The sequence below is a fragment of the Priestia sp. FSL W8-0524 genome (assembly GCF_038005965.1).
GTDB lineage: Bacteria > Bacillota > Bacilli > Bacillales > Bacillaceae_H > Priestia > Priestia zanthoxyli.
This window is the reverse complement of record NZ_JBBOUG010000001.1, coordinates 4,483,312-4,506,292: the sequence shown is the minus strand read 5'-3', so window position 1 is coordinate 4,506,292 and position 22,981 is coordinate 4,483,312. Positions and strand designations below refer to the sequence as shown.

The window sequence follows — 22,981 nt, the reverse complement described above, 5'->3', positions numbered from 1 at the left end:
CTGCTGCTTAAGCTTTTCTTATTTAGTGGCATAAAGGTATTTGAATTTGCTACAATAGCGATAGCAAGCTGAATGAAAGAATAGAGAGGAATGACGAAGATGGAAGAAGTAAAAGTGATTACGCCTGAAGAGCTTCAAAAACGCGTTGAAAATGGAGAAGAGCTTCATTTAGTTGATGTTCGCGAAGATGAGGAAGTAGCAGAAGGAATGATTCCAACTGCTAAACACATTCGTATGAATGATATTCCAACTAATGTGGATTATTTCGATAAAGAAAAAGAATATATTTTCATTTGCCGTTCTGGACGCCGCAGTGAAAACGTATGTTACTACCTTCAAGAACAAGGTTATAAAGTAACAAATATGGTTGGCGGTATGTTAGAGTGGGAAGGAAAAACGGTTAATAAATAAGAAAAAGCGCCTTTGACAGGCGCTTTTTTCTTTTGGAATGAAACTTCTACCATTCGACTAAAATGATAGTAGCAAAACAAATGATGACTAAATCTATAAAAGTCTTCATAAAAATAGAGGTAGGAAGAAGTTGAAAATCAGTACGAAAGCCATCATTGAGAGAAGCAGTCCATTCTGATTGAAACAAATTTGATAGGACAAGGTGGTAGAAGCTATGATACAGGTGAAAATGTTTGATAAAGAGCATGAAAAAGATTTAGAGTTTGCGGTGAACCGATTTTTACGCAAATTAGAAGATGAAGACGTCGTGGATATTAAGTACCAAGTCACAGTGGATGTTGATCGTGATGAGCAGGTGTACTGTTTTTCAGCCATGGTTATGTATAAAGCCTAGCATATTATGCTAGGCTTGTTGCAAATTCTCCTGCATTACTGCCAGCCAAACGGCCTGTTACAAGGGCAGAAGTAATATTGTATCCTCCAGTATATCCGTGGATATCAAGAATTTCCCCGCAGAAGTAAAGGCCTTGCATAAATTTAGAAGACATTTCTTTTGGGTGAATTTCTTTAACGGATACTCCGCCTCCTGTGACGAAGGCTTTCTCTAAAGAAAGTGTGCCGTTTACAGCAAATTCAAATCGTTTGCACATTCTCGAGAATTCTCTCAGTTTTTCATGCTGAAGCTGTCCCGCTAGCGCTTGGCTATCAATGTCTGCTTGCTCGAGTAAAAATAATAGATAGCGTTCAGATACAAAACCTTTTAAAACATTTTTAATCACTTTTTTCGGCTCTTCTTTTGTTGTTTTGACTAATTGTTGAAAAATCTCTTCTTCGTTTTGGCTAGGAAATAAATCAAGAGACATTTGAACAGTGTTGCTTTTTTGTTTCTTTAACTCTTTAACAACATATTGGCTGCAGCGAAGAGCGGCAGGGCCAGAGATGCCAAAGTGAGTGAAAATCATATCCATCTGATGAGTTATGACAGGTTTGCCTTTTTTATTAAGTACGCTTAGTCCTACGTTGCGAAGCGATAGACCTTGAAGCGTTTTTGTTTTAATAAAGTGTTCGCTAGATGTAATAGGAACTTCTGTTGGGTAAAGTTCAGTAATTTTATGACCTGCATCTTTTGCCCATTGATAACCGTCTCCTGTCGAACCCGTATGAGGCACTGATTTTCCGCCTACTGCAATCACAACGCTTTTCGTTTGGATTGCTTCTCCGTTTTGAAGCACAACTTCTTTCACGGTGTTGTTTTCATAGTTTACGCGTTTAACGGCTGTGTTTGTGCGAATTGTTACACGAAGACGGTGAAGTTCACTAATTAATGCATCAACAACAGATTGTGCTTTATTGCTAACCGGAAACATACGCCCGTGATCTTCTTCTTTTAATTTAATTCCAAGGCCTTCAAAATAGGAGATGATATCTTCGTTATTAAAAACAGAAAACGCACTGTATAAAAAGCGTCCGTTTCCTGGAATGTGTTTAATAAGTTCATCAATCGGAAGGCGGTTTGTTACATTACAGCGGCCCCCTCCAGAAATGGCAAGCTTTCGTCCAAGTTTATTGCCTTTATCAATTAATAATACGTTTGCACCTGACTCACCAGCTGCAATCGATGCCATCAAACCAGAAGGTCCTCCTCCGATTACGACTACATCATATATCATACTTTCACCAACCTGTCTATTCTTAAAAAATTTTAGTTTGTTCACTGACAAATCTCTCAACATTGGATAAAATGGGCTATAGTCTTTGTTTTTTAGCTTGTTGACGAGTGTGAGTGAGTATAAGACCTTTCTTAGTGTATACTCTCACTTGCTTCTTTTCAATTCTATCATTATTATCAGTATGTAACATTAAGTATCGGAGGCAAACGTATGTCTGATTCAAAATTGTTAAGAGGGACCTTTGTGCTAACGCTTGGCACTTATGTATCCCGAATTCTGGGAATGATTTATTTATTTCCATTTGCGATCCTTGTTGGAACCGTAGGGGGAGCACTGTTTGGTTATGGATATAACCAATATGCTATTTATTTAAGTATTGCTACAGCCGGTATGCCAATGGCCGTATCGAAATTTGTATCAAAATATAATGCACTCGGTGATTATTATACGAGTAGAAGAATGTATCGGGCCGGCATGAAATTAATGCTTGTCACAGGAATACTTGCATTTTTACTTTTATATTCGTTAGCGCCTGTTATGTCCAGAATTACACTTGGAGGCTCTGATTTAAATAACTCCTTAGAAGATGTAGTAATGGTTATGCGAATGGTTAGTGTTGCGTTAATTGTAGTACCGATGATGAGTTTAATGCGAGGATTTTTCCAAGGTCACCAGTCTATGGGACCCACAGCTGTTTCACAAGTAGTTGAACAACTTGTGCGGGTTGTCTTTTTATTAGCATCCACTTATATCGTCATCAAAGTTGTACATGGGAGTCTTGCGCTAGCCGTTGGATTTGCTACAATGGGTGCTTTTGTAGGAGCTCTTGCTGGACTTGCCGTATTAATTTGGTACTGGAAAAAACGAAAGCCTCATCTCGATAAAATGGTGAACGAGCAGACGGTAACGCCTACGCGTATTTCTACCGTATCCATTTTTAAAGAGCTGCTTACGTATTCATTGCCCTATGTATTTGTCAGCTTAGCTATTCCGCTTTATCAGTATGTGGATCAATTCACATTTAACCGTGCGATGGTAGCGGCTGGACAAAAAGAAATAGCGGAGTCCATGAACGGAATTGTTCAGTCTTATGTTCCAAAGCTTGTGATGATTCCTGTTTCATTAGCTACTGCATTCGGTTTGACTCTTGTACCAACGATTACACGTTCATTTGTGAATAAAGATTATAATGTATTGCAAAAGCAAATTGATCAAACATATCAAACGATTATGTTTCTTGTGCTGCCAGCATCTGTAGGGTTAATGGCTTTAGCTGGTCCAGCATATACGTTTTTCTTTGGAACAGATGCATCGGATGCGGGTGGAAATGTCTTGCTTTATTATGCACCCGTAGCTTTATTGTTCTCGTTTTTCACGGTTAATGGAGCTATTTTACAAGGGATCAACAAACAAAAATATGCTGTTTTAAGTCTATTATTTGGATTGATTGTGAAAATTGTCGTGAACGTGCCATTTATTCTTATGTTCCACGAGATCGGTTCAGTTTTAGCGACAGCACTAGGCTATATCGTATCTCTTGTTTATATGTTTGCGCTTATTCAAAAACACGCAAAATATAACTACAGTGAGTTTATAAAACGCTCTGTGCTCATTCTCATTTTTGTTGCGATTATGGGAATCAGCGTAAAAATTGTTTCAGTAGTAATTGGTCTGTTTACAACCCCAGGACGATTCTCTGCCACGGTTATTACGATTATAGGAGCAGCAGTAGGCGGCCTTATTTACTTTATTATTACCTATCGTTCAAGCCTGCTTGAAAAAGTAATGGGAGCGAGGGTAACAGGTGCAATTGAACGAAAGATACTGCGCCGAAATAAACAGCGCAGTGCATAAGAAGATGACTCGTTAGAGTCATCTTCTTTTCAAAAAAAGGAGGATATTACATGCGTTTGGATAAATTGCTTTCTACCATTGGGTACGGAAGCCGAAAAGAAGTTAAAGGTCTTTTAAAGACTGGAGCTGTTAAGGTAGACGGTACAGCGGTTAAAGGTGCTAAGGTACATGTTAATCCAGATGAACAAGAAATAACTGTGCATGGCGAAGCCGTTTCTTACCGAGAATTTGTTTACTTTATGCTGCATAAGCCGCAAGGTGTCATATCAGCGACGGAAGATTCTCTTCATGAAACAGTTTTGGACTTATTGGAAATTGACGATGCTGTGTATGACCCATTTCCGGTAGGGCGTTTAGACAAAGATACAGAAGGGCTCTTGCTGCTGACAAATGACGGTCAGCTTGCACATCAGCTGCTATCTCCTAAAAAGCACGTTCCTAAAACGTATTTTGCAAAAATTAATGCGCCGGTGACTGAAGAAGATGCTGAAGCATTTAGACAGGGTGTCACTCTTGATGATGGATACGTAACAAAATCAGCAGAGTTAAAGGTACTAACAAGCGGTGTGGAATCAGAAATTGAATTAACGATCGTTGAAGGGAAATTTCATCAAGTGAAGCGTATGTTTGAAGCAAGAGGAAAAAAAGTAACGTATTTAAAACGTTTATCTATGGGAGCTTTGCTATTAGACGAGTCGTTAGATTTAGGAGAGTACAGGGAGTTAACGGAAGAAGAACTAGCTTTATTACAAAAATCAAATGCCTAAGAAGAGGCGAAAGAAAAAGGAACCTAAGTCTAAAATGGTTCCTTTTTTTGTCCACTTTATTCGACAAGTGAAACATTTCACGTTAAAGCACTTAAACGAGTACCAACTCTGCTTGACGTGCAAATGGAGCGGGGGACTATGCACTCGTCCAAGTCTTGACTTTCTACTGCGTAGAATTTTATCTCTATATATAAATCACTTACTACCCTTGAAATAAACTTACTAGGATGACATCTTGACCTTCTTTTGCGTAGTCGTCCATGTACCGCGACTTGGGCTGCGAACTAAATCATTATATGCTAACACATTCAAGTCACGCTGAATGGTTCTTGGTGTAATACCAAATTCGTCTACGAGCTCTTGCGTTGTAACTGTTCCATTTTTACAAATGAACATATAGACCGATTTGATACGAGTTAGCATTCGATTAGTTGAAGGTTTCAAAAAACCACTTCCTTATTCGTTTTTCGTAAGGCACAACTTCTTTATAACTCTGAGATGTCAAGCACTATTTCAGTCCTTATCCTTATTGTACACAAAATCGACAGAAAAATAAAAGAGAAAACGCAAATTAACACAATATTTACAAAAAATGATATAAATATGTAATCCTTTCGTAACATCTCCTTCCTCTATTTGCACATTTTTTATAGTATATGTAAACAATAAACAAATAGAATCCGTTTTTATCGATTGTGCCTACAAATTATTTCCCGGAATTTTGACTCTGTAAACCTTTGATATGAAAGGAAAGAGACAATTATTTCTTTCTATATAAAGGTATGATAAAGTTAAATTTACCAATAGTAATGATAGATACAATCTGTAAAAGCAGGCAAAGGAGGCACACAGATGACAGCAATTAATTGGAAAGAGGAAGTGCAAAAAAGAGAAGCTGAAATTCTAGCTGAGACGCAGCGTTTTTTGCAAATTAAAAGTGTTTTGACAAGCACAGAAAAAAAAGAAGAGCCATTTGGACCTGGAGTTGCTCAAGCGCTTCACTTTCTTTTAAACAAAGGAAAAAATGACGGGTTTTCCGTCAAGAACGTAGACGGATATGCAGGTCATATTGAAGCGGGAGAAGGAAAAGACCTTCTTGGCATTTTGTGTCACGTAGACGTCGTTCCTGAAGGAGACGGGTGGTCGGTTGATCCATACGGCGGTGAAATAAAAGACGGGAAAATTTTTGCTAGAGGAGCAATCGACGATAAGGGCCCGACGATGGCTGCTTATTATGCGATGAAAATTGTGAAAGATTTAGGGCTTCCTCTATCTAAGCGGGTTCGAATGATTATTGGAACGGATGAAGAAAGTGACTGGAGATGTGTGGACCACTACTTCAATCATGAAGAGATGCCAACGATGGGCTTTGCGCCGGATGCGGATTTTCCTATCATTTATGCTGAAAAAGGCATTACAGATGTAGAAATTCGCCAGCAGCCCATTGAAGGAACAAAGGGAAGCGTCCAGCTTACATCATTTGTCTCTGGGCGACGCTACAATATGGTTCCTGATCTTGCAACAGCTGTTCTTGAATTCCATAGTGAAACGGATATTAGAAATAAATATGATCAATTTTTAAAAGATCAGTCTTTAAAAGGTTCAATAACCGAAAAGAGCGGTGCGTATACACTTACTCTAGAAGGAGTTTCAGCACATGGAAGCGTGCCTGATAAAGGGAAAAATGCTGGGCTTACACTTCTTCGCTTTTTACACACATTAGAACTTGATGAACAAGCTAATCAGTTTGTAGGTTATGCAAATGCGTATTTAGTCCAAGATGCACTAGGAGAAAAAATGGGCTTAAATCGCAAAGATGAGGTCACGGGTGATTTAACGATAAATGTGGGAATCATGTCTTATAATCAAGAAGAAGCGGGGCACTTTGGCTTAAATATTCGCTATCCTGTATCAGCTCATATTGACGATATTATTGATACGATTAAAGAAAAAAGTGAATCTTATCAAATGACTATCAAACATTTTACAGATTCTAAACCACATCACGTCGATCAAAAACATGAGCTTATTCAAACGCTTCAAAAGGTTTACCAAGAACAAACAAATGAAGAACCTACGCTTATTTCAATTGGAGGAGGAACATATGCCAGAGCATTAGAAGCGGGTGTGGCATTTGGACCTCTTTTCCCAGGCCGTGAAGAAGTAGCGCACGAAAAAGACGAGTACATGGTAATTGAAGATTTGCTTCGTGCAACAGCTATTTATGCACAGGCTATTTACGAATTGGCTAAATAAAAAGAGGTTGAGACATAACGAAACGAATCCAATTTAAAGGTGAATAACTAGGATACATGAGCTGGACTGTTTGTGACACCGCAGTTGATTTCCATGCAAGGCTTCGCTTTCCGCGGGCGGCCGCTGAGTCTCCTCGTCGCCTGGGCCCCTGCGGGGTCTCACCTGTTCTGCTTTTCCCGCAGGAGTCTTCGCCTTGCCCTCCAATCAACTGCTAGAAGTAACGAAACCGATGAACCTACATTCACCATCACAAAAAAACGAACCATGAATCAAACATGTTGATCAATGGTTCGTTTTTCATTTGGGCTAAAATCCTTTTGTTCCAGCCTCTTTATTATTCATATGAGAATAGGTCGCTTGATAAATAACGTTCACCTGTATCGCAAGCAATACATACGACCACTTGATCAGGAGATAATTTTTTGGCTACCTCGATAGCAGCATAGCACGCAGCGCCAGATGAAGGACCGACTAAAATCCCTTCTTCAGAAGCTAGGCGTCGCGTAATATCGTAGGCTTGTTCATCTTTAATTTTTAAAATTTCGTCGTAAACCTCTATGTTAAGCGTATCAGGAATAAATCCAGGGCTTGTTCCTACAAGCTTGTGCTTTCCAGGTCTTCCTCCAGATAATACAGGAGACCCAGCTGGTTCCACAACATGAACGGTCATATTTGGGTAGTTTTCTCTTAGGACTTCACCTGTGCCCGTGATCGTTCCGCCTGTTCCAGCAGTAGCAACAAAAGCAGATAGGTCTTTTCCTAAATCGTTCATTGCCTCAATAATTTCCTTAGCAGTCGTTTTTCGATGTGCGTCAGGGTTTGCATTATTTTCAAACTGCATGGGCATAAATGCATTTGGAATTTCTTTTGTAAGCTCTTCTGCCTTACGGATTGCGCCAGGCATTTTTTCATCGCCAGGTGTTAGAACAACTTCAGCACCATATGCTTTTAACAAGTTAATTCGTTCTTGAGTCATCGTATCGGGCATGACTAAAATAGAACGATACCCTCTTGCTGCTGCATTCATAGCTAAGCCAATACCTGTATTTCCGCTCGTTGGTTCAATAATGGTGGAATTTTCATTGAGCAAGCCTGCTTTTTCAGCTTCCACGATCATATTAAAAGCAGCACGGTCTTTTACACTACGGCTCGGATTAAAAAATTCTAGTTTTAAGTAAACGGATGCTCCATCTGCTGGTTGAAGACGATTCAATTTAACAAGAGGTGTCTCGCCAATTAAATCAGCCATATTGTTAACAACTTTCATTTTTCTCATCCTTTTCTTATAAAAATTCTCTGTATTATTTCTATGATAACACAATTTCTTATTTTTTAAGCACATGACAAATTTTCAGAAAAACCTCTCTATTTGATCCAGAAAACCTTTAAAATAAATCTAGCTCTTTTTGAACATGACAAATTGGGGAAAGATAATGAAAAGAAAAGGAGGGATTTGATGAAAAGTGATCAACACTATTTTATTGGAATCAACGTGCCAGTCTCCATTGCATATCAGGCAGAAAATTGGGCAAAAGAATTAACACCTTTTCCTTTTAAACAATGGACATACCCTGACGATTATCATATAACACTACAATTCTTAGGATTTGTAGATAACAAAAAGGAAAAGCTGATTAACCGCTTAAAAGAAGTAGCCTCCCGTCATTCAAGTTTTTCACTGCAGACCGTTCAGTACGATGTGTTCGGTGCGTATAACAAGCCTAGAGTGCTTTATGTAAGCCTTAAGCCAAATGATAAGCTTGTGAATCTACAAAGGGATATACAAGCTGTATGGGGAGACCTAAGCGGCTTATACGAAAAACGTCCTTATCGTCCTCATATTACGATTGCAAAGAAGTGGGGAGGGGAAGCCGGGCTTTCGGAAGAGCAGTTAAAGCAAACGTCGGTTGAAGAACAGTTTCAAGTAAGTTCATTTGCCCTTTTTGAAGTTCATCCTGCTAGCAAACCTAAATATAAAAAAATACTATCTTTTTCATTGCAGTCACAGTAGCATATGAACATACAAGCATGGAGAGAGGTTATTTAAAGATCACTCTTATTAAAGGAAAGAAAACGCCGATGATAATAGAGAAACAATCGGTGAACCAAGTGTTAGAGGAATTTTAATTAGGGGATTGATGTAAACGTGGCGCAGCTACTTAAGGTGCAAGATTATATTTCCCGTTATGAAAAAGACGTTTATCACTACACGTCTCAGTTTAATCATTTAAAAAAACATAATTGGAAGAAAGCAAAGCAATTGTTTGAACAAGGGCTATTACATGGCCCTCCTGTAAAAGAAGAAACAAAAGCTCAACGTTCATTTTTGCAAAAAGCAAAAGAGCGGTTTACAAGGAAAAAAGAAACGCTTGAAGTGGAAGAAGCGTTCTCTAGCGATAGCGTGGAAAATCAAGAGCTATTGAGGTTTACAACTCTTCCACAAACAGCGGAAGATTTGAAAATATTGTTTTTAGAAAATGTATTTGATCTTCAAATGAAATGGGCTACATCCACTTTATTTGAGTTCTCGCAAGCAGATCGTAAATATTACCATGATGAAGCTCTCCGTTATTTTATTCAGCGCTTTCCTGATACGTATCTCGTGATGTACAAGCCTGTTTTCCTGATTAATAAAGCTCCGGTAGAAGGGGATATCATTATTGTTACTCCAACGGAAACCCTCTGTATTTGTTTAATAGAAACATATAAAAGTGCTGTTTTTCAGTATTCAAAAGAAAATTTTTGGACAGAGTTAAGAGGAAGAGATCAAAAAAAGATATTAAATCCGTTAATTGGGTTAAATCGAATGGAGCAAATTGTCCGAAGTATCTATCGTACTCACGATATTGAACATAGCGTAAAGAAAATATTACTAAGCAGAAATGGATACATTGACTACGCTGCGGAGCCTTATCAGGTTGAATTTGTAGATGCTAGAAAGTATGAAGAATGGTTTTATGAACTTAGGAAATCTAAAGCGCCTTTAAAGTTTAAACAGATGAAAGCAGCTCAGGTACTGCTCGAACACAGCCAGAGTATTTATTTTGACCGGGAATTCGAAGCAGGTGAATAATCCGAACATTCATGCTATGAAAGTGCTTTCGTTTTTGCGTTTGCTACATATAATGCTACTAAAGAGGTAATTGGCATAAGGAGGAGAAAAGGATGACTGGTGATAATAAGTTTCAGGCTTATTTAGATCAAATAGATCGTATTACTGTTTTAGTTCCAACTTCTTATCATGAAGGTCAAATTGATTTTTTTGTGATTAAAGGTGCACAAATGCATGAGACCATCTCTATTGAAAACGTACATGAATTAGAAGGTTTTATCAAATATGAAGGTAAGGTTGAAGAGAGCATAGAGATTGGACATTCGTACGTTATCTGTGATAATCACGGGGAGAAAGTTCCGTTGCAGGTAGGGGCTGTTATACGAACAAAAGAGTTTGATGAAAGATTTTATTATAATCAAAATGATTTGGGTGCAGCCTTTTATTCAGATCATATTATGATAAAAGTCTGGGCCCCGACTGCATCAGCAGTGGTTTTAAAATTAATACATGCAAATAGCGGAGAAGAAGAACTGTACGTTATGACTCGTCAAAGAAAAGGCGTATGGGAAAAGGAACTTCCCTTAGATAAAGAAGGGTATTATTATCGATTTTTAATAGATGTAAACGGTCGGACAAATGAAGCGGTGGACCCTTATGCCGTTGCAGCTACAGCAAATAGTGAATACGGAGTTCTGATAAATCTTCATACAGCCTATGTTCATCCCCATGAAAAGCCGCCTTTCCTTCAGCCAACGGATGCCGTTATTTACGAAATGCATGTTCGAGACTTTTCTATTCATCCTTCAAGCGGGATAGAAAAAAAAGGTACGTACCTAGCTGTTACTGAATCAAGCGGTCAGCCAGGCAAACCAACAGGCCTCCATTATTTAAAAGAGCTAGGAGTGACCCATCTTGAATTTCTTCCTATTAACGACTTTGGCGGAGTAGATGAATTAAATCCTCATGCTTCTTATAATTGGGGGTATAATCCATTGTTGTTTAATGTGCCGGAAGGAAGCTACTCTGCTGACCCTTCAAATCCCACCACTCGTATTGTTGAAGTGAAGCAATTAATATCAACGCTTCATCAACAGGGATTCCGTGTTATTATAGATGTAGTTTATAATCACGTATTTGTACGAGAAGAATCACCTTTTGAAAAAATTGTTCCGGGCTATTATTTTCGACATGATGAGTTTGGGATGCCTTCGAACGGGACGGGAGTAGGAAATGATTTTGCTTCTGAACGGAAAATGGCGCAAAAGTTTATTATCGATTCAGTATTATTTTGGATAAAAGAGTACGATGTTGATGGTTTTCGTTTTGACCTCATGGGGATTTTAGATATAGAAACGATGAAAATCATTCGGGGAAAAATAAATGAAATTGATTCTACTATTTTGGTGTTTGGCGAAGGCTGGGATTTAAATACGCCTCTTCCCCACACTCAAAAAGCAATGATGGCGAATGCCCGCCAAACACCTCAAATCGGCTATTTTAATGACCGCTTTCGAGATTCTGTAAAAGGAAGCACGTTCGATGTGTATGAAAAAGGTTTTATCAGCGGGAATATTCATCAAAAAGAAGCAGTGCAATCTGTGATAGCGGGTAGCATTCTGGATAAAGAAGACAGTCCCGCTTTATTTATAAATCCAGCACAGTCAATTAATTATGTTGAATCACATGATAATCATACGCTGTGGGATAAGTTAACGAATTCAAACGGAGAAGAAGACGAAGACACTCGTAGAAGTCGTCATCGCCTTGCTACTGCTATTGTGCTTCTTTCACAAGGCATACCGTTTCTTCATAGTGGTCAAGAGTTTTACCGCACTAAAAAAGGCGTAGAGAACAGCTATAATTCACCCGATGATATTAATGCACTCGATTGGAATCGAAGAAGGGAATTTTCTTCTGATGTGAATTGGGTTCAAGAGCTGATTCGTATTCGCAAACAGCACGATGCATTTCGCTTGGGGGATGCTTCAGCGATTAGGCAGCATGTCTCTTTTCTAAACACGCCGCAATCCGTTATTGGCTATTGCTTATCAAACGTATTGGCTTACGGTCCGTGGAAGAATATTATTGTGTTTTTTAATCAAGGCCTAATGGAAGAAAAAGTAGTTTTGCCAGAAGGACCATGGAAAATAGCACTTGATCATTGTAAAGTATATAAAAATGGGTATCCTACTATAGAGGATAATGCTATAAATGTTCCAAAGCTTAGCGTTCTTATTTTATTTCAAACGTAATTATTGTCTTCAACCACTTGACGAAAAAAGTGTGATGGAGATAATATTTATAAAGGATGGCTATTGATACATATCCTCAATAGCCGTCTTTTTTATTTACTAAGAAAATAACGTCATGATGTCTTAATAGATTGCTTTATTGAGTGAAATTTTTAAACGAAATGTGTGTGTTGAAATTGAAGGTGAATTGGTTGGAAGATATATTAGGAAGCGAATGGGAAATTACTCCTGCTGGCGGAGCGACAGGAGAAGCTTATTTTGCAAAATTTCAAGACCGAAAGCTTTTTTTAAAGCGTAATTCATCACCTTTTTTAGCAGTATTGTCAGCTGAAGGAATTGTACCGAAGCTCGTGTGGACAAGACGAATGGAAAATGGAGATGTGATCACAGCTCAGCACTGGCTAGATGGTCGAGAATTAAAACCAAAAGATATGAATTCGAGTCGAGTGACAGAATTGCTTAGTAAAATTCATCATTCAAACGAGTTATTAGATATGTTGAAAAGGTTAGGGAAAACACCGCTTCTTCCCGAAGACGTGCTAGCCGATATTCTAGAGAACGTGGACGAGCGACTTCAAAAAGAGAGTATTGTAGAGCAGGGAATCAGCTATTTACAAGCAGAGCTTCCGTCCATTCAGACAGATAAATATGTGGTATGTCACTGTGATGTGAACCACAATAACTGGATGCTTGGAGAGAATACGCAGCTATATTTAATCGATTGGGACGGAGCGATGATTGCAGATCCTGCTATTGATTTAGGTTTATTGCTTTATTGGTACATCAATCCATCTCAGTGGGAAGAATGGCTTGAGCATTATGGGGTTGAACTAACTGAGAACTTGAAAACGAGAATGAAGTGGTATGTGATAAGTCAAACCATTTTATTCATTGAATGGCATCGTTCGAAAAATGAACATTCTGAAATGAATTACTGGCTTGAATATCTTCGGATGTTGCTCGTCAACGACATTCAAGCACAGTAGCAAAGGTTATGACAAGGTAGATAGTTCTTGGACCCATTGTGATAAATTTTGTTGATTGGTTTGAATATGTTCGTCTAAATGAGCAGCACTTTTTGCATCTTGCGTGTATTTATAAACGTTTTGTAGTGTTGCTTGTACGTCTGTGCTAGCATATCCTTTTGCTAACATTGATTGAATTAAACGTTCAACCTGTTCACATTCCGCAACCGTTCCGCAGCAATCACTTTGATGATTAGATAAAATATCTTTTACTATATTCATTTGGTGTTCGGCATTTAAAGGCATTAAGCATCATCCTTTCTCGTATGATGCTCTTATTTTTTTCTATCTAAACACAATTATGCATGAAAATGTCGGTTGTTTCGAATAACCGACATTTTCAATGCGTCAAAATAAATTAAAGAGGTGCAACATGAGATTACGAAACAAACCTTGGGCAAAAGATAAAATTGCTGAAAATCCCCAATACGTGGTTCCAAATCCAGCGGAGTATAAAGGAAACTGGAAAGAAGTTTTTGGAAATGAAAATCCTCTTCATATTGAAGTAGGAACAGGAAAAGGCCAATTTTTAGTAGGGATGGCTAAACAAAATCCGCATATCAACTATATTGGAATTGAAATGTATGAAAGTGTCATCTTAAGTGCTCTAGAACGATTGATTGAAGAAGAGCTTCCAAATTTAAAGTTGTTGAATGTAGATGCTAACCATCTTAGTGAGTTTTTTGCAAAAAATGATGTGGGTCGCGTTTATCTCAATTTCTCTGATCCATGGCCAAAAAAGAGACATGCCAAGCGCCGCTTAACATACAAAACGTTCTTAAGCATGTATGAAAATCTGCTGGTTGATGGTGGAGAAATTCACTTTAAAACAGATAATCAAGGGCTATTTGAGTATTCATTGACAAGCTTTTCAGAATATGGACTTCTTCTCAAGTACATTAGCTTAGATTTGCATAAAAGCGATTTTGAAGGCAATGTTATGACGGAATATGAAGAGAAATTTTCACAAAAAGGCAGCCGCATTTACCGCTGTGAAGTAAAATACCTGAATGAAAAAGACTGAGTTCCTCAGTCTTTTTTTGTTCAAAAAGAGAAGGGGATAGTGATAAAATAAAAAGGAATATAATGGAGGTGTAAAATGGAAACGCTAACAATAGGCGAATTAAAAGTTACATGGCTTCGTGGAGGGAATAATCATTTAGATGGAGGGGCAATGTTTGGTGTTGTTCCAAAAGAGCTTTGGACAAAAAAATATCCCATTTCAGACGGGAATCGAATTCCCATGAGGACTGATCCTTTGCTCGTTCAAACTGAAAAACACCTCATGTTAATTGATGCAGGTATAGGAAATGGGATGTTGGATGAGAAAAAAAAGCGTCATTTTGGCGTAACGGAAGAATCATTTATTGCTGAAGACTTACAAAAGTTAGGGTTCACGTGCGAAGATATTACTCATATCATTATGACGCATCTCCACTTTGATCATGTGTCAGGCTTAACAAAATGTATCAACGGAAACTTTTCCTCTGCTTTTCCAAATGCAAGAATTTTTGTTAGTGACATCGAGTGGAATGAAATGAGGAATCCTAATATACGTTCTAAAAATACGTATTGGAAACAAAATTGGGAATTTATTCAGCATCAAGTAATAACATTTAGCGACAAAGATGAAATTGTGCCTGGAGTAACGGTTCATCATACCGGCGGTCACAGCCATGGTCATGCTGTAGTTATATTAAAAGGAAACAATGACATCTTAGTGCACATGGGCGATCTTTTGCCAACACATGCACATCAAAATGTCTTATGGGTAATGGCATATGATGACTATCCAATGACTTCGATTGAACAAAAGCAGCAGTGGTTAGCTTATGCCTATGAGCATCAAGCTTGGCTAAGTTTTTATCATGATGCTTTTTATCGAGCTGTAAAATGGGATAACAAAGGAGAAATAGTTGACGAAATTAAACGGGTGTATTCAGCGTCAATTCAATAATAGCACCGCTTTTTTTATCAATGAAAAACTCGTAATGTTCCTGTTTTGCATCACGTGTTCTGATAATTCCACCTGTATAACCATAAAAAGAGAGACCATGCTTTTGAATGACCTTAGTCGTCGTTTCAATCCATGAGCCGTCGATTGCCCCATTTTGTTTAAAAGCGCTTTTAACAATCGTAAGGGCTTCCGATGAGGAAATTGACGACGTTCTTTTTTGAATAATATAAGCGCTTGCAAATCCGACTGCAGCTCCTGCTATTAGTTGAGTCCATTTCACGTTATTCACCTGCTTTTTAAGGATATGTTTTCATCATTATATCAAATTGTCGAATGCTTTGTTAAGTTGAGTCATAGAAGAGAAGGACGGAACTAGCAACTATTTCCGGTTTTCGATACAATAAAGAAAATGATACATAAAGGAGAGTATATATGAACAATGAAACGCTATCTTTATTTAAAACATTAACGGAGTTACCAGGTGCCGCTGGAAACGAACATCAAGTACGTTCATTTATGCGCTCGCAAATTGAACCCCTTGTAGATGAAGTCATTCAAGATGGGTTAGGAAGTTTATTCGGCGTTCGCTATAATGAAGAAAAAGGTCCTAAAGTAATGGTAGCAGGACATATGGACGAAGTAGGATTTATGGTTACGTCTGTAACTGATAAAGGAATGCTTCGTTTTCAAACTCTAGGAGGATGGTGGAGTCAAGTACTTCTAGCTCAACGCGTCCATGTTGTGACAAAAAAAGGTCCTATCACCGGCGTAATTGCTTCTATCCCTCCCCATTTATTAGACGAATCACAGCGCAACAAGCCAATGGCCATTAAAAATATGATGATTGATGTGGGCGCAGATAGCAAGCAGGAAGTAGCAGAAATGGGCATTCGTCCTGGCGATCAAATTGTACCGATTTGTCCGTTTACGCCAATGGCAAATGAAAAGAAAATACTGGCAAAAGCATGGGATAACCGCTATGGGTGCGGACTTGCGATTGAATTATTAAAAGAAGTAAAAAATGAAAAATTGCCAAATATCTTATATTCTGGAGCTACTGTTCAAGAAGAAGTAGGACTTCGCGGTGCTCAATCAGCTGCGAATATGATTAAACCGGATTTGTTTTATGCACTAGATGCTAGTCCTGCTAACGATACGTCAGGGGATAAAAATGCATTTGGACAATTAGGAAAAGGCGTATTACTTCGTATCTTTGACCGTACGATGGTCACACATAGAGGAATGAGAGAATTTATCTTAGATACAGCTGAGACAAACAGCATCCCTTATCAATACTTCGTTTCTCCAGGAGGTACGGATGCAGGGCGCGTTCATACTTCTAATAACGGAGTTCCTTCTGCAGTGATCGGCGTATGTTCACGTTATATTCATACCCATGCATCTATGATTCATGTGGATGACTATGCAGCTGCAAAAGAATTATTAGTCAAACTTGTACGCTCTACAGACCAAACAACGCTTGATACGATTAAACAAAACGGATAAAGAAGAACAAAGCAGCTGCTTTTGCGGTTGCTTTGTTTCATCATGACAGGAGAAAAAAATGAAAATTGCAATCGGAACGAAGAACCCAACAAAAGTAAATGCAGTAAAAAAAGTATTTGGAGATACTTTTACATATGTAGAGGTAGACGTGCAGTCCGGGGTGTCACCACAGCCTTTTTCTGATGAAGAAACCATCCAAGGAGCGATTAACCGCGCGCGTGCTGCTGTTAAAGAGACAGGTGCTGATATTGGCATTGGACTTGAAGGAGGGGTACAGGAAACGCCTCATGGCTTATTCCTTTGCAATTGGGGAAGTCTTGTTACCTCTAAGGACCTTGAACCGATTTTAGGTGGAGGAGCTCGTATTCGGCTTCCTGAAGCGGTAGCCGATATGCTTCGTCATGATAAAAAAGAATTAGCCGAAGCTATGGAAGTGTATACAAACCAAAAAAATATTCGAAAAAAAGAAGGAGCAATCGGCATTTTCACCAATGGAAATTTAGATCGGACCGCTATGTTTTATCAGGTTGTTTTAATGCTAAAAGGACAGCTAGATTTTAGGACAAATCAAGCTGTTCAATAGGAAATTTCTTTGTAACCCTTTATAATAGAAAAGCATCAGTGTATGATAGTTGCAACAACTCATATACTATGTTTTGATGTAGAAGGATTAAAAAATGTATGGGGCTTTAGCCGTTTAAATACGAAAGTAAAAGAAAAAGTGGAGGAAAGAAAAATGGAAAAAATGCAAACAATTGAACAATACAAAGAAGTCATTAAAGAGGGAAAGCATATCATGATGTTTTCAGCAGACTGGTGCCCAGATTGCCGAGTAATCGAGCCTGTGCTTCCAGAAATTGAGGCGAATCATAGCGAGTATACATTTCACTATGTGGATCGCGACGACTTTATCGATCTTTGTGCAGAATTAAGCATCTTTGGTATTCCAAGCTTTGTTGGTTACAGCAACGGAGAAGAAACAGGGCGTTTTGTCAGCAAAGACCGTAAAACAAAAGAAGAAATTGAAGAGTTCATTAACGGCTTAAATGCATAAAACAAGTGAAGACTGATAGCGATAAATTGCTATCAGTCTTCATACATAAAAATGAGAAAAGGAGGCGTAAATATGGCGAAAATGAATAGTCAAAAGATGAGAAAGCTACTTGAAGAGCGATTAACGGGTGCGGATTGGTCATTTTTATTTGACCGTGAAAAAGATACGCTTCGCGTTGAACATCAGGAAACGAAAAAAGGTGTAACCATTTCTTTACCTGGGTTAATTGCAAAATGGGAAGAAAAAAAGGAAGCGGCTCTAGATGAAATGGTATATTATATAAAAGAAGCTCTTCGTGTTATGAACGATGAACAGCAGGTAACGGGAAAAGAAAAGCGCATTTATCCAGTTATTCGCTCAACGTCTTTTCCGGATAAATCGAATGAAGACGTGCCGTTGATTTATGATGAACATACAGCTGAAACACGCATTTATTATGCGCTTGATTTAGGCAATACATATCGTCTATTAGATGAGAAACTAATTCGTAAGGAAAATTTAGATCTATCCGCAGTGCGGGAAATGGCTAAATTTAATCTTCGCTCTTTGCCGATTTCACATAAAAAAGATACGGTAGCAGGCAATGACTTTTATTTTGTAAATCAGAACGATGGATACGATGCAAGCCGAATTCTTAACGAGGCATTTTTGCAAGATTTTGCTTCTAGTGTTTCGGGCACAATGGCTGTAGCAGTACCTCATCAAGATGTGCTGATTCTAGCTGATATCCAAAACGAAACGGGTTATGATATTCTTGCGCAAATGACCATGAGCTTTTTTGCAAGTGGACGTGTACCCATCACAGCTCTTTCATTTTTATACGAAAACGGTGAGCTAGAACCTATTTTTATTCTAGGAAAAAATCGCAGTAAAGGACGGGACTAATTATGAATCTTTTTTATAATAAAGAAGGTATCGGCGATACGTTAATCGTCAAGCTAGAAGATATTGCAATTGAAAATCGCACGTTTGAAACAAAAAGCGACGTTGTGCGTATCTTTGATCAAAAATCAAATACAACGGCTGGCTATAACATCTTTCATGCTTCTTCTAAGTTAAAAGTAGAGGGAAATGGTTCTCTTGAATTAACAGAAGAAATGGTGGAAGAAGTAAATCGTGTACTTAGCGAAAGCGGTTTTGAAGGTAAACTTGAAGTGGATTTATCTCCTAAGTTTGTAGTTGGATATGTTCAAGAAAAAGAAAAGCATCCAAATGCAGATAAGCTAAACATCTGTAAAGTAGATGTTGGCACAGAAACACTTCAAATTGTATGTGGAGCACCAAATGTAGACGCAGGTCAAAAAGTCGTCGTAGCAAAAGTAGGAGCGGTTATGCCAAGCGGTATGATCATTAAAGATGCAGAGCTGCGCGGTGTACCTTCTTCAGGCATGATTTGCTCTGCTAAAGAGCTGGCGCTTCCGAACGCTCCTCAAGAAAAAGGGATTTTAGTACTTGAAGACAAATATGAAGTAGGTCAGCCTTTTCAAGCATAAAAGCAGAGTGTGATACTAATTTATAGGGCAAAAGCAGGATGTTTTTTTACACGTATATTTCAAAGCGTTACAGTTGCTGAAAAGCAATTGTCAATTCTTAAAAAGGTTTGATAAAATTAAAAGCCACTAGTCTAGACTAGTGGCTTTTTTCGCGTTTAATTATGAGTGCTAATTAAACATGAAAAAATATTTTTGCAAAGAGGAATTTTACTGTATAAATAAGGGAAGCAAAATAGTAGATTTTATAGTAAGAGTTCAAGCATACGTGATAGAATGATAAATGAAAAGATAGTATATATATCCATCTCAGAGAATACTTTGAGGCCAAAGGTAAATAAAGGATGCATGGATAGCTTTTTGTAGATGTCGCAGCACTGCGATATAAGAGGCTAAACGAAGTAAGATAGTCTGATAGAAAGAGTGATAAAAATGGGTTTTGTACGAAAAGTAATGGATTATTTACTAGGATACGAAGTGAAAGAAATCGTTGTAGACGAACATGGAAATACAACGGAAGAATACCCTTTAAATAGAGAAAAAACAATTCCTAAAAAGAAGGCTACTAAGCCTAAACAAATGCAGTCAGTTCATCAAAAGCCAGTGATGAAAGCAGCGCCAAAACCTTCTGTTCCACACTCGGCCAGAACGCAAAAGCGGAATTACAGTGAAGAGCAGCAAGATGTTCATACAAAAGTAGCTTATCAATACCCAAAAGGAACGTTTCGTTTCCCTTTAATTGATGATACGGGAGAAGCAAAAAAGGCAGCAGCTCCTAAAAATGAACCAAGGCCTGTAGCAAAAAAGGCACCGGCTCCGTTTTATCAAGAGCCTGTTCGCAAGTCGGCGCTAACGCAGCCTAAGTCAGTATCTCAGCCGTTAAAAGCGGTATCTGAAAAGAAAGAAGCGATTCCGCAAGTAAGAAAACGTCCGTTCCGTCCGACTGAAATCCCTTCACCTGTTTATGGGTTTAATAAGCGGCCTTCTAATGTTGTACAAAACGGAAGTGAGGAAGTAGTAGAATATGAGCTTCCGAGTACACAGTTATCAAAAGCAGCGTTTGAAGATGAAATTTACCGACGAGCGATGAATACGTCTGTTGTAGAGCCGTTAAGAAAACCAGTTTCTAAGCCTATAGCGGAAGAAGCACAGATTCAAGAAACGGAAGAAATGATGCAACTGTCTTCTCAGCGTTTTGCTCAGTGGAAGCAATATGAGGAAAATCAAAAAGAGAAGATATCATTTCCTGAAGAAAAGCCAAGTTCTTCAGTAGCCGTAAAAGAACAGGAAGAGGTTCCAACTTTTGAAGAATCACATGCGGTCGAACCGTTAGTGGCAAAAGAGAAAGCTACCGACTGGGATTTGGCGGAAGAAACAGCAGTAGCTGAAGAGGCTCCAATTTCAAAGGAAACGCCTCCGTTTGAATCATCCGTTTCTTTCCAACAAGAGATCGGAAATGAAGCTGAAGAGGCAGAAGCAGAAACGTTGATGGAAGAAAGCCCAGCGTTTTTACAAGCAGAAGCAGAAGAAGTAGAAGCACTAAAGCCTAGAAAGAGAGAAGAAGTTCCAGCCGCTGAAAAAGAAAGTCACGTCATTCTAGAAGAGCCAACAAACAGTGTTCATGTTGAAGCAGAACATGAGCTGAATTCTGAAAGTTTACATCCATCGCAACCCGCAGCTGATGAATGGCAACCAGAAGCGGTATCCGCTGTTGTGCACCGAGAGCTTGAAAATTCAGTGATAAAAGAGGAAGAGAGCAGGATGCAAGAAAGTCAAGAGTTACAAGGACAAGTACAGCAAGAGTCAGCTGTAGAACCTCTTGTACCTGCAGAACAGCCAGGGAATGCTGAACGAGCTCGCGGTAAGCGATTAGTGCCTTTTAACGTAATGATGCTGAAAAAAGACCGCACAAAGATGGATAACAGCGCTCGAGAAAAAAGTCAGCCGTCCCAAGGTTCATACCAAACGCCGAAGGCAGAAGCTCTGCAAAAAAAAACGGAAGTAAGTAGGCAAGAAGAAGTTCACGGTGAAAAAACCGAAGAAGCGGTTCCGCAGGCTTCATTAAAATCTGAAGAACCTGTAAATGTAAAAGCTTCTTCTCCTTATACATTTCCTGGAATGAACTTGCTTAACATTCCTCCAGCTGCTATTGAAGAAGATAATCAATGGGCGGATGAGCAGCGTGAGCTTTTGGATATGACATTAAAAAACTTTAACGTTCGAGCTAAGGTCGTAAACGTCACGCAAGGTCCTACCGTAACCAGATTTGAAGTACATCCTGAGCCCGGTGTGAAAGTGAACAAAATTACGAATTTAACAGATGATATTAAACTGAGCCTAGCCGCGCGTGATATTCGAATTGAAGCGCCAATTCCAGGGAAAAATACGATTGGAATTGAAGTGCCAAATCGTCAAAGTAAGCCGGTGTTAATTCGCGAAATTTTGAGGCATCCTTCTTTTAGAAAAGATAACTCTCCTTTAACGGTGGCGTTAGGGTTAGATATTTCAGGAACGCCGGTTGTGACTGACTTGAACAAAATGCCTCACGGTTTAATTGCTGGAGCGACGGGGTCTGGTAAAAGTGTGTGTATTAATACCATTATCGTCAGCTTGCTTTATAAAGCTGCGCCACACGAAGTCAAGCTTATGTTAATTGACCCTAAAATGGTTGAGCTAGCTCCTTACAACGGCATTCCGCATTTAGTCAGCCCGGTTATCACGGATGCGAAAGCAGCTACTACAGCTTTAAAGTGGGCAGTAGAGGAAATGGAGCGCCGCTACGAACTGTTCGCACATGCGGGCGTACGTGATATTACAAAATACAACGAACGTGTAAAAGAACATAATGAAAAAAGCGGGGAGCTGCCGTATCTAGTTATTATTATTGATGAACTTGCCGACTTGATGATGGTATCTCCAGGGGAAGTAGAGGAAGCTATTTGCCGTATTGCACAAAAGGCAAGAGCGTGTGGCATTCACTTATTGCTTGCAACGCAGCGTCCTTCCGTAGATGTTATTACAGGCTTAATTAAAGCAAATGTGCCAACGCGTATCGCATTTTCTGTTTCTTCGCAAGTTGATTCACGTACAATTATCGACACAGGAGGAGCAGAGAAGCTATTAGGTAAAGGTGATATGCTGCTTCTTGAAAACGGATCTTCTAAAAGCGTTCGAATTCAAGGGAACTTTGTTTCAGATGAAGAAATTGATCGCGTTGTAGATCATGTCAAAAAGCAAATGAAGCCAACATACTTATTTGATCAAGAAGATTTGTTGAAAAAGCAGCAAAGCTTTGCTTCAAATGAAGAAGATGAGCTTTTCTATGAAGCATGCGAGTTTGTGCTAGACCAAGGCGGTGCATCTACTTCCAGTCTGCAAAGACGCTTCAGAATGGGGTACAATCGCGCAGCGCGCCTAATTGATATGATGGAGCAGCAAGGAATTATTTCAGAAGCAAGAGGAAGCAAGCCGAGAGATGTGCTCATTACCGAAAACGAGCTTCAGGAAATGGAAAGTCAAACAGCCACTTCTACATTTTAAGCTGTTTTTCTGCATGTAGGTTAAAAAAAGAGGCTATGCAAAATCAGCAGGATACAGCTTTATGTGAGCTAACGCTCTGTCACTGTATCCGCCGCCTCTTTTTTTCCTCCTTTAAGTTCGTTTATACAGAATTTGAGTAGGGAT

23 protein-coding genes are annotated in these 22,981 nt (G+C 38.9%); 17 read left to right on the top strand and 6 right to left on the bottom strand.

All coding sequences use genetic code 11. From position 1 onward, the window contains the following. The first annotated feature begins 99 nt into the window (after positions 1-99). Both NST66_RS23510 and NST66_RS23505 read left to right on the top strand, forming a co-directional pair. Positions 100-411, top strand: a complete 312-nt coding sequence (locus tag NST66_RS23510) for a rhodanese-like domain-containing protein (RefSeq protein ID WP_028411838.1) — start codon at positions 100-102, stop codon at positions 409-411. A 214-nt stretch (positions 412-625) separates the two neighbouring features. Next, positions 626-805 carry a sporulation protein Cse60 gene (locus NST66_RS23505; protein WP_013059521.1) on the top strand — a complete coding sequence of 60 codons (180 nt, stop codon included), beginning with the start codon at positions 626-628 and terminating at the stop codon, positions 803-805. A 4-nt stretch (positions 806-809) separates the two neighbouring features. On the opposite strand, the gene NST66_RS23500 is transcribed toward NST66_RS23505, so the two are convergent. Next, positions 810-2,081 (bottom strand): BaiN/RdsA family NAD(P)/FAD-dependent oxidoreductase, encoded by a 1,272-nt coding sequence (locus tag NST66_RS23500; protein ID WP_033579591.1) that lies wholly within the window; start codon positions 2,079-2,081, stop codon positions 810-812. 210 nt (positions 2,082-2,291) lie between these two features. On the opposite strand from NST66_RS23500, the gene NST66_RS23495 reads away from it, so the two are divergent. Together NST66_RS23495 and NST66_RS23490 are read left to right on the top strand one after the other, a co-directional pair. After that, positions 2,292-3,935: a putative polysaccharide biosynthesis protein gene (locus NST66_RS23495; protein WP_028411836.1), complete on the top strand. Its 1,644-nt coding sequence runs from the start codon at positions 2,292-2,294 to the stop codon at positions 3,933-3,935. 50 nt (positions 3,936-3,985) lie between these two features. After that, the gene (locus tag NST66_RS23490; protein ID WP_033579592.1) at positions 3,986-4,702 is read left to right on the top strand and encodes a pseudouridine synthase; all 717 of its coding nucleotides are present in this window, start codon (positions 3,986-3,988) and stop codon (positions 4,700-4,702) included. Between the two features lie 222 nt (positions 4,703-4,924). On the opposite strand, the gene NST66_RS23485 is transcribed toward NST66_RS23490, so the two are convergent. Beyond that, entirely contained in the window at positions 4,925-5,146 is a 222-nt protein-coding gene (locus tag NST66_RS23485; protein ID WP_013059517.1) for a DeoR family transcriptional regulator, read from the bottom strand. Positions 5,147-5,554: 408 nt separating this feature from the next. Between NST66_RS23485 and pepV the strand changes: the two genes are divergently transcribed. Then, the gene (gene pepV, locus NST66_RS23480) at positions 5,555-6,958 is read left to right on the top strand and encodes a dipeptidase PepV (protein WP_033579593.1); all 1,404 of its coding nucleotides are present in this window, start codon (positions 5,555-5,557) and stop codon (positions 6,956-6,958) included. On the opposite strand, the gene NST66_RS23475 is transcribed toward pepV, so the two are convergent. Together NST66_RS23475 and cysK are read right to left on the bottom strand one after the other, a co-directional pair. Beyond that, positions 6,951-7,166 (bottom strand): hypothetical protein, encoded by a 216-nt coding sequence (locus NST66_RS23475; protein WP_080754455.1) that lies wholly within the window; start codon positions 7,164-7,166, stop codon positions 6,951-6,953. The genes pepV and NST66_RS23475 overlap by 8 nt on opposite strands. Positions 7,167-7,292: 126 nt before the next feature. Continuing rightward, on the bottom strand, positions 7,293-8,225 hold the full coding sequence (gene cysK / locus NST66_RS23470) for a cysteine synthase A (RefSeq protein ID WP_033579594.1): 933 nt from the start codon (positions 8,223-8,225) through the stop codon (positions 7,293-7,295). Positions 8,226-8,414: 189 nt separating this feature from the next. Here cysK and thpR point away from each other — a divergent pair, with 189 nt between their 5' ends. The 4 genes from thpR (at position 8,415) to NST66_RS23450 (ending at position 13,251) form a co-directional block, all read left to right on the top strand. Further along, complete coding sequence (gene thpR, locus NST66_RS23465; RefSeq protein WP_028411832.1) at positions 8,415-8,969, top strand: RNA 2',3'-cyclic phosphodiesterase; 555 nt, start codon at positions 8,415-8,417, stop codon at positions 8,967-8,969. A gap of 135 nt (positions 8,970-9,104) precedes the next feature. Next, positions 9,105-10,031: a hypothetical protein gene (locus NST66_RS23460; protein ID WP_028411831.1), complete on the top strand. Its 927-nt coding sequence runs from the start codon at positions 9,105-9,107 to the stop codon at positions 10,029-10,031. A 92-nt stretch (positions 10,032-10,123) separates the two neighbouring features. Beyond that, on the top strand, positions 10,124-12,265 hold the full coding sequence (gene pulA, locus NST66_RS23455) for a type I pullulanase (protein ID WP_328173565.1): 2,142 nt from the start codon (positions 10,124-10,126) through the stop codon (positions 12,263-12,265). 191 nt (positions 12,266-12,456) lie between these two features. Next, entirely contained in the window at positions 12,457-13,251 is a 795-nt protein-coding gene (locus NST66_RS23450; RefSeq protein WP_340843713.1) for a phosphotransferase family protein, read from the top strand. 6 nt (positions 13,252-13,257) lie between these two features. Here NST66_RS23450 and NST66_RS23445 read toward each other — a convergent pair whose 3' ends face one another. Continuing rightward, positions 13,258-13,536, bottom strand: a complete 279-nt coding sequence (locus tag NST66_RS23445) for a YtzH-like family protein (RefSeq protein ID WP_028411828.1) — start codon at positions 13,534-13,536, stop codon at positions 13,258-13,260. Between the two features lie 127 nt (positions 13,537-13,663). Between NST66_RS23445 and trmB the strand changes: the two genes are divergently transcribed. Further along, complete coding sequence (trmB, locus tag NST66_RS23440; protein WP_028411827.1) at positions 13,664-14,314, top strand: tRNA (guanosine(46)-N7)-methyltransferase TrmB; 651 nt, start codon at positions 13,664-13,666, stop codon at positions 14,312-14,314. Positions 14,315-14,389: 75 nt separating this feature from the next. Beyond that, positions 14,390-15,247 (top strand): YtnP family quorum-quenching lactonase, encoded by an 858-nt coding sequence (locus NST66_RS23435; RefSeq protein ID WP_325074910.1) that lies wholly within the window; start codon positions 14,390-14,392, stop codon positions 15,245-15,247. On the opposite strand, the gene NST66_RS23430 is transcribed toward NST66_RS23435, so the two are convergent. Next, complete coding sequence (locus NST66_RS23430; protein ID WP_028411825.1) at positions 15,216-15,527, bottom strand: PepSY domain-containing protein; 312 nt, start codon at positions 15,525-15,527, stop codon at positions 15,216-15,218. The two genes, NST66_RS23435 and NST66_RS23430, sit on opposite strands and share 32 nt — an antisense overlap. Before the next feature lie 152 nt (positions 15,528-15,679). On the opposite strand from NST66_RS23430, the gene NST66_RS23425 reads away from it, so the two are divergent. The 6 genes from NST66_RS23425 (at position 15,680) to NST66_RS23400 (ending at position 22,837) form a co-directional block, all read left to right on the top strand. Further along, positions 15,680-16,753, top strand: coding sequence for a M42 family metallopeptidase (locus NST66_RS23425; protein WP_013059506.1), 1,074 nt, complete (start codon positions 15,680-15,682; stop codon positions 16,751-16,753). A 58-nt stretch (positions 16,754-16,811) separates the two neighbouring features. After that, on the top strand, positions 16,812-17,336 hold the full coding sequence (locus NST66_RS23420; RefSeq protein WP_034271430.1) for a DUF84 family protein: 525 nt from the start codon (positions 16,812-16,814) through the stop codon (positions 17,334-17,336). Positions 17,337-17,489: 153 nt separating this feature from the next. Next, the gene (locus NST66_RS23415) at positions 17,490-17,807 is read left to right on the top strand and encodes a thioredoxin family protein (protein WP_028411823.1); all 318 of its coding nucleotides are present in this window, start codon (positions 17,490-17,492) and stop codon (positions 17,805-17,807) included. Positions 17,808-17,879: 72 nt separating this feature from the next. Next, positions 17,880-18,692, top strand: a complete 813-nt coding sequence (locus NST66_RS23410) for a DUF1444 domain-containing protein (RefSeq protein WP_014457994.1) — start codon at positions 17,880-17,882, stop codon at positions 18,690-18,692. A 2-nt stretch (positions 18,693-18,694) separates the two neighbouring features. Further along, positions 18,695-19,300, top strand: a complete 606-nt coding sequence (ytpR, locus tag NST66_RS23405) for a YtpR family tRNA-binding protein (protein WP_028411821.1) — start codon at positions 18,695-18,697, stop codon at positions 19,298-19,300. 429 nt (positions 19,301-19,729) lie between these two features. Continuing rightward, positions 19,730-22,837 carry a DNA translocase FtsK gene (locus NST66_RS23400; RefSeq protein WP_047749731.1) on the top strand — a complete coding sequence of 1,036 codons (3,108 nt, stop codon included), beginning with the start codon at positions 19,730-19,732 and terminating at the stop codon, positions 22,835-22,837. The last annotated feature ends 144 nt before the right edge of the window (positions 22,838-22,981 follow it).

Coding starts and splice junctions, on each gene's coding strand:
- NST66_RS23510 (WP_028411838.1), top strand. CDS start 100: ATGGAAGAAGTAAAAGTGATTACGCCTGAAGAGCTTCAAAAACGCGTT.
- NST66_RS23505 (WP_013059521.1), top strand. CDS start 626: ATGATACAGGTGAAAATGTTTGATAAAGAGCATGAAAAAGATTTAGAG.
- NST66_RS23500 (WP_033579591.1), bottom strand. CDS start 2,081: ATGATATATGATGTAGTCGTAATCGGAGGAGGACCTTCTGGTTTGATG.
- NST66_RS23495 (WP_028411836.1), top strand. CDS start 2,292: ATGTCTGATTCAAAATTGTTAAGAGGGACCTTTGTGCTAACGCTTGGC.
- NST66_RS23490 (WP_033579592.1), top strand. CDS start 3,986: ATGCGTTTGGATAAATTGCTTTCTACCATTGGGTACGGAAGCCGAAAA.
- pepV (WP_033579593.1), top strand. CDS start 5,555: ATGACAGCAATTAATTGGAAAGAGGAAGTGCAAAAAAGAGAAGCTGAA.
- cysK (WP_033579594.1), bottom strand. CDS start 8,225: ATGAAAGTTGTTAACAATATGGCTGATTTAATTGGCGAGACACCTCTT.
- thpR (WP_028411832.1), top strand. CDS start 8,415: ATGAAAAGTGATCAACACTATTTTATTGGAATCAACGTGCCAGTCTCC.
- pulA (WP_328173565.1), top strand. CDS start 10,124: ATGACTGGTGATAATAAGTTTCAGGCTTATTTAGATCAAATAGATCGT.
- NST66_RS23445 (WP_028411828.1), bottom strand. CDS start 13,536: ATGCCTTTAAATGCCGAACACCAAATGAATATAGTAAAAGATATTTTA.
- trmB (WP_028411827.1), top strand. CDS start 13,664: ATGAGATTACGAAACAAACCTTGGGCAAAAGATAAAATTGCTGAAAAT.
- NST66_RS23435 (WP_325074910.1), top strand. CDS start 14,390: ATGGAAACGCTAACAATAGGCGAATTAAAAGTTACATGGCTTCGTGGA.
- NST66_RS23425 (WP_013059506.1), top strand. CDS start 15,680: ATGAACAATGAAACGCTATCTTTATTTAAAACATTAACGGAGTTACCA.
- NST66_RS23420 (WP_034271430.1), top strand. CDS start 16,812: ATGAAAATTGCAATCGGAACGAAGAACCCAACAAAAGTAAATGCAGTA.
- NST66_RS23415 (WP_028411823.1), top strand. CDS start 17,490: ATGGAAAAAATGCAAACAATTGAACAATACAAAGAAGTCATTAAAGAG.
- NST66_RS23410 (WP_014457994.1), top strand. CDS start 17,880: ATGGCGAAAATGAATAGTCAAAAGATGAGAAAGCTACTTGAAGAGCGA.
- ytpR (WP_028411821.1), top strand. CDS start 18,695: ATGAATCTTTTTTATAATAAAGAAGGTATCGGCGATACGTTAATCGTC.
- NST66_RS23400 (WP_047749731.1), top strand. CDS start 19,730: ATGGGTTTTGTACGAAAAGTAATGGATTATTTACTAGGATACGAAGTG.